This is a genomic window from Bernardetia sp. (assembly GCF_020630935.1).
In the GTDB taxonomy this organism is placed as follows: Bacteria; Bacteroidota; Bacteroidia; order Cytophagales; family Bernardetiaceae; genus Bernardetia.
The window spans coordinates 1-5099 of sequence record NZ_JAHDIG010000129.1 but is presented as its reverse complement, the minus strand read 5'-3'; the positions used below and the strand labels follow the sequence as shown (position 1 = coordinate 5099).

Below are 5099 nucleotides of genomic sequence, written 5' to 3'. Positions count from 1 at the left end.
GCTAATCCGAAAAAATATGGGACAAGATAAGGATTCCATCTTGTGCTTACCATTTCATCAGCATATGCTGACGAAGAAGTGCGTCCAAGCAGAATGCTTGAACGAGAAATAATAAATAAAATTTACTCTACACTTCATTCAAGCTACTTTTTCACAACTTCCTAGTCTTTATCAAAGTGTTTGACCTACTTTATTATTTTTCAATAATCTACTCTCTAAAATCTTAATTCTACATTTGTTTTGGATAATCTTCGCTCTATTTTAGACACTTTTTCAGAAGAAGAAAAAAAAGCTCTTCACGCCTTCGTGCAGCGTCAGAAAATTCGTAAGAACCGCAAAGACTTACAACTTTTAGAACTGCTGCAAGAAGAAGAAATCTATAATGGAAGTGAGCTTTTACACAAACTCTATCCCAAAACGAAAAATAAAGTTGCTTACCACGCTCTTCGTAGAAGACTAATGCAGCATTTTATAGATTTTATTACGCTTTCCAGAAGTACAGACCAAACCATTGAGGGAACGGATGTGATGGGAATTATTTCACTTTCTCATTATCTTTTTGAAGTCAATTTGGACAAAATTGCTTGGAAATACCTCAAAAAAGCCGAAAAGCAAGCTAAAGAAAACGAGCAGTATCATCTTCTAAATTCTATCTACAATCTTGCTTTAGCCAATACAGACAACGAGTTTGCCCCTTCTTTTGAACAGCTTTTAAGACTGCGAAATGAAAATAAAATTTTTGCAGAACAAGAAGAACGAGCGCACATTGCCAACTGCATCTTGAAAAATAAATTGGCACAAGCCAAAAGAGAAGGACAGCTATTAGACTTCGATACAATAACTTCGCAAATTTTAGAAGAATGGGATTTGACAAAAGCCATAAGTGAGCGTCCACGCATTCGTTTTAATCTTTTGTCGATTGCTAGAAATGCTGTAGTAGCAAAAAAAGATTACTACAACTTTGAGTTTTTTCTGCGTGCTAATTATGAGGAGCTTTCAAAAGATATGAAAGTATCAGAAAACAACCAGTCATATAACCAGTATTACAGACTTTCTTTGCTTTATATGCTTGCTCATGTTTTGTATAGAAATAAAAAATTTGATGAATCGCTTCAATACCTTGAAGAATTTAAAAATATCTTAGAATCATCTAGCAAATATTCAAAAAGCTACAAAACATCTTTTTATTCAAAATTTACGCTCTTGATGGCTGCTAATTTGGCATTTACAAGAGAAAGAGAAAAAGCTATTGGACTTTTAGAAAACCTACTCAAAAAAAATAAATCTATTCTTTCTACTGGAGATGAACTCAATACGCACCTTAACCTTGTGTTTTATTACTTCCAAAAAGGAAATTTTAAAAAAGCACATAAAGTTCTGTTAGAATTTAGTCATTCAGATGCTTGGATAGAGAAAAAAATGGGTAAAGAATGGGTCGTTAGAAAGTGGCTTATAGAAGCTGTACTGCAATTTGAGCTTAAAAATGATGATATTGCAAGAAAAATGATTTCCAAAATAAAACAGAAATATAGTTCTCTACTTGCAAAATCTGCCAACCAAAATCGAAAGCCTTTTTTAAATTTGCTAGAAGAATATATGCGCTACCCACAGAGAGTAACACACTCTGATTTTTCAGAAAAAGTAGATAATGTCTTGACATTTGCCGAAACTAACAGACAAGAAGACCTACAAGAAATGGCATTTTATGCATGGCTAAAATCCAAAATGGCGAAAAAAGATTATTATGAAACACTCTTGGAACTAGCTAGTGATTAGTGATTAGTGATTAGTGATTAGTGATTAGTGATTAGTGATTAGTGATGCGAAACTTCGTTTTTGTTATTCTTAGTATAAAGCAGCAGTTTTTAAACGAAAAAAATTTGTAATTAGCTTCGCTCACTTTCAGTTCTCTACAAAATATTCTTCTCAATAAAATCTGCTAATTCGTCGTACCACTCTGTGCCATATTTTCTGATAAGTGGATTTTTCAAAAACTTATAAACAGGCACTTTTAGCTCTTTTCCAAGTTCACAAGCAGGCGAGCAAATATCCCATTCATCATAATTTACAGCATCAAAATTTTTATAGCTAGTAACTCTGATAGGATATAAGTGGCAAGAAATAGGCTTTTGATAATCAATTTTTCCAGCCTCGTAGGCTTTTTCTATCCCACATTTTGTAATGCCTTTTTCATCGTAGGTAACATAAGCACAAGCCGTATCTTTTTCAATAAGTGGCGTAGAATACTCTTCGTCTTCATCCCAAACATATTTCCCCTGTTTTTCTATGGCTTCAATACCTTCTTCTGTCAGAAATGGCTTTACTTCTTCATAAATTTCATCTAAAATTTTTCGTTCGTTGTCTTCTAAGGGTGCTCCCATTTCTCCCTCTACACAACACGCTCCTTTACATTTACTAAGATTGCAAACAAATTTTGTGAGGGCTACATTATCGCTAACTAAAGTATGTTTTATAGGAATCACAATGAATGATAAATTATTAGTGGTTAATGATAAATGAAATACAAAATTACAGACAAATTCTATATTATTTCAAGATTAATTGTTCTAAATAATGCTTTTCTATTCCAAAAAATGATTTGAGTTGTTCAAATTCTTTTAAATGCTTTGCTTTCATATCTTCTTCCAAAAAACTTGTTTTTTTAGTGGCAATAAGCAAGACATTTTTTGGGGTATGAGTATCTGAAATAAATTGTACTGCTTTGGTCTGATAACCACAACAATTGAGAAGCAAACAGCGCATCGTATCGGTCAGCATTTCAGCTTGACGTTCCAAGAAAATACCATAGTTTGTAAGTGGAGAAAGTTGATTTTGTAATTCTTTCCTACCTTTTTCTATTTCCCTACGAATTTGTTTATGGCAACAAGGCGCAACCACAATCAGTTCTGCATCAGCTTCAATTCCTTTAAAAATTGCATCATCAGTCGCTGTATCACAAGCGTGAAGCGCAATCAAAATATTTGTTTTGTCTTCTTTTTTGATTTGATAATCTTCTATCGTTCCCTCTACAAAACTTAGGTTTTCAAAATTAGATGCTACTGCTATTTCATTACAAAGCTCTACCAAGTCTTTTCTAAACTCTACACCTACCGTATTTACTTTGAGTTTCAGATTATTTTTTAAATAATCGTGCAGCGCAAATGTCAGATAGCCTTTTCCTGCTCCCATATCCGTAATTTGCAATGGCTTTTCAGAAGGAAGTTGCTTTAACAAAATGCTCAAAATTTCGATGTATTGATTGATTTGCTTGTATTTGTCTTGTGCGTTTTTATAAACCTTTCCTGTAGGGTCAGTTATTTTGAGAGCTTGAAGATAACTTTTTGAATTCCCTTTTTTGTCTTTTGTCTGAATAGCTCGCTTTTTTTGCTTGTCATGCGAAGTAGAAATAGCTTGCTTTTGTGTTGGCTTTTGAGAAAAAATACTTGGCTTTTTACTTATATTTTTCAGATGCAAATCAAAATCTGTGGTAAACAAGATAGCTTGATTAAAAAATCCTTCTTGATTTTCTTTTGTAAGAAATGTTATAATTACTTTTATTCCTTCATCAAGAGTATAGTTTTTAGTAATGTCATTAGTTTTGTTTCTGTAAACGAAAGTTAGATTTTCTTCTCTCTTAATTATCGTTTTACGAATAAGAATTTTTTTGAGTGTTTGATTTTCATTATTCAAAAAATTAGAAAGTGTAATCTTGATAAAACTACCATTTTCTAAACTCTCTTTTACTTTTTCTGTGAATTGATGAAGCATTACTATTTTTCAACTTTATGTAGCTCACTCTTCAGAGTGAGAAAGAATATAGCCGTCGTTGAGGCTCAAAATGCAGCCGTCAACGAGGACAAGTTATTTTTCTTTTTCTAAAATTTTATCAATTTCTATATGCCCAAAATATCTATATATTTTCAAAATCAGCGCAAGGGCAACCGTAATTTCGGCAGCAGCTACCACGATAATCAGAAGTACAAACAAATGTGAACTCATATCTTTCGAAAACGCAATAAAGTTTAGCATTGAAGCTGTAAGCATCAGTTCAATACCCATCAAAACAAGCATTGCATTTTTTCTTGTCAAGACAATAAGAATTCCGATTCCAAATAAAGTAGCTGCTACGAAAAGTATCATGAGTTGTAGGGCAAAGACTTGTCTTTGACACAAAAATATTAGAAGTTCGGAGAAAGTAAATACTTAGAATAAAAATCATCAATAACTTTTACAGCTTCGTCTGCTGTATCTACTACACTAATCAAATTCAAATCTTCTGGACTTACATTTTTTTCTTTCTCCAAAACAGTTGTTTTTATCCAGTCCATCATTCCTCCCCAAAACTCTTTACCTACCAAAACAATAGGAAAACGAGCAATTTTCTTTGTCTGAATAAGTGTGTAGGCTTCAAAAAGTTCGTCTAATGTTCCTAATCCACCCGGCATTACAATAAAACCTTGAGAATATTTTACAAACATTACCTTACGAACGAAGAAATAATCAAAATTGATGAGTTTGTCCAAATCGATATACGCATTTGCACCCTGCTCAAAAGGCAAAACAATATTCAAACCTACTGATTTTCCTTTTTCTGACCTTGCTCCTTTGTTTCCTGCTTCCATAATACCAGGACCTCCCCCTGTAATTACTCCGTAGCCGTGACGCACCAATTTAGCAGCAATTTCTTCTGTAAGTTTATAGTATTTATGGTCTGGAGCAGTACGAGCCGAACCAAAAATAGATACACAAGGACCTATTCTAGCTAGTTTTTCAAAGCCTTCTACAAACTCTGCCATTACCTTAAAAATAACCCACGAGTTGGCTGATTTTATTTCGCTCCAATCTCTTTTCTGAAAAGCTCTTACCAAGCGTTTTTCTTCTTCTGTTTTACCTTCCAAGACATCTTGAGCATTCGTATTTCCTTCCATGTCATCTAAGTTGGGCTGATAGGGTTTTTCAGCTTTTCCTTCATTGGAAATAGATTCAGAGGTTAATTTTGTTTTTTTATTATCCTTATTAAAATTTTCTTCTTGTTCGTATGGCATTATAGTTATGTGTTTTTAGTTTTAAAAATGTATTCAGTCTGCCTTTTTTAACTT

Annotated in this window: 5 protein-coding genes; 1 reads left to right on the top strand and 4 read right to left on the bottom strand. The window is 33.1% G+C overall.

The genetic code is table 11. From position 1 onward, the window contains the following. Window positions 1-240: 240 nt before the first annotated feature. The gene (locus tag QZ659_RS20030; protein WP_291728799.1) at window positions 241-1776 is read left to right on the top strand and encodes a hypothetical protein; all 1536 of its coding nucleotides are present in this window, start codon (window positions 241-243) and stop codon (window positions 1774-1776) included. A gap of 134 nt (window positions 1777-1910) precedes the next feature. Here QZ659_RS20030 and QZ659_RS20025 read toward each other — a convergent pair whose 3' ends face one another. The 4 genes from QZ659_RS20025 to QZ659_RS20010 all read right to left on the bottom strand — a co-directional run bounded on the left by QZ659_RS20025 (window position 1911) and on the right by QZ659_RS20010 (window position 5045). Further along, a complete protein-coding gene (locus QZ659_RS20025; protein WP_291728797.1) occupies window positions 1911-2483 on the bottom strand; it encodes a DUF3109 family protein in 573 nt (190 codons plus the stop codon). Window positions 2484-2547: 64 nt separating this feature from the next. After that, entirely contained in the window at window positions 2548-3768 is a 1221-nt protein-coding gene (locus QZ659_RS20020; RefSeq protein ID WP_291728795.1) for a class I SAM-dependent methyltransferase, read from the bottom strand. A 93-nt stretch (window positions 3769-3861) separates the two neighbouring features. Further along, window positions 3862-4140 carry an NADH-quinone oxidoreductase subunit NuoK gene (nuoK, locus tag QZ659_RS20015; RefSeq protein ID WP_291728793.1) on the bottom strand — a complete coding sequence of 93 codons (279 nt, stop codon included), beginning with the start codon at window positions 4138-4140 and terminating at the stop codon, window positions 3862-3864. Between the two features lie 38 nt (window positions 4141-4178). After that, a complete protein-coding gene (locus QZ659_RS20010; protein WP_291728791.1) occupies window positions 4179-5045 on the bottom strand; it encodes a TIGR00730 family Rossman fold protein in 867 nt (288 codons plus the stop codon). Window positions 5046-5099 lie beyond the last annotated feature (54 nt).

Bases quoted from the DNA above. Each gene is read 5' to 3' on its own strand.
- QZ659_RS20010 (WP_291728791.1), bottom strand. From the start codon at position 5,045: ATGCCATACGAACAAGAAGAAAATTTTAATAAGGATAATAAAAAAACA.
- QZ659_RS20020 (WP_291728795.1), bottom strand. From the start codon at position 3,768: ATGCTTCATCAATTCACAGAAAAAGTAAAAGAGAGTTTAGAAAATGGT.
- nuoK (WP_291728793.1), bottom strand. From the start codon at position 4,140: ATGATACTTTTCGTAGCAGCTACTTTATTTGGAATCGGAATTCTTATT.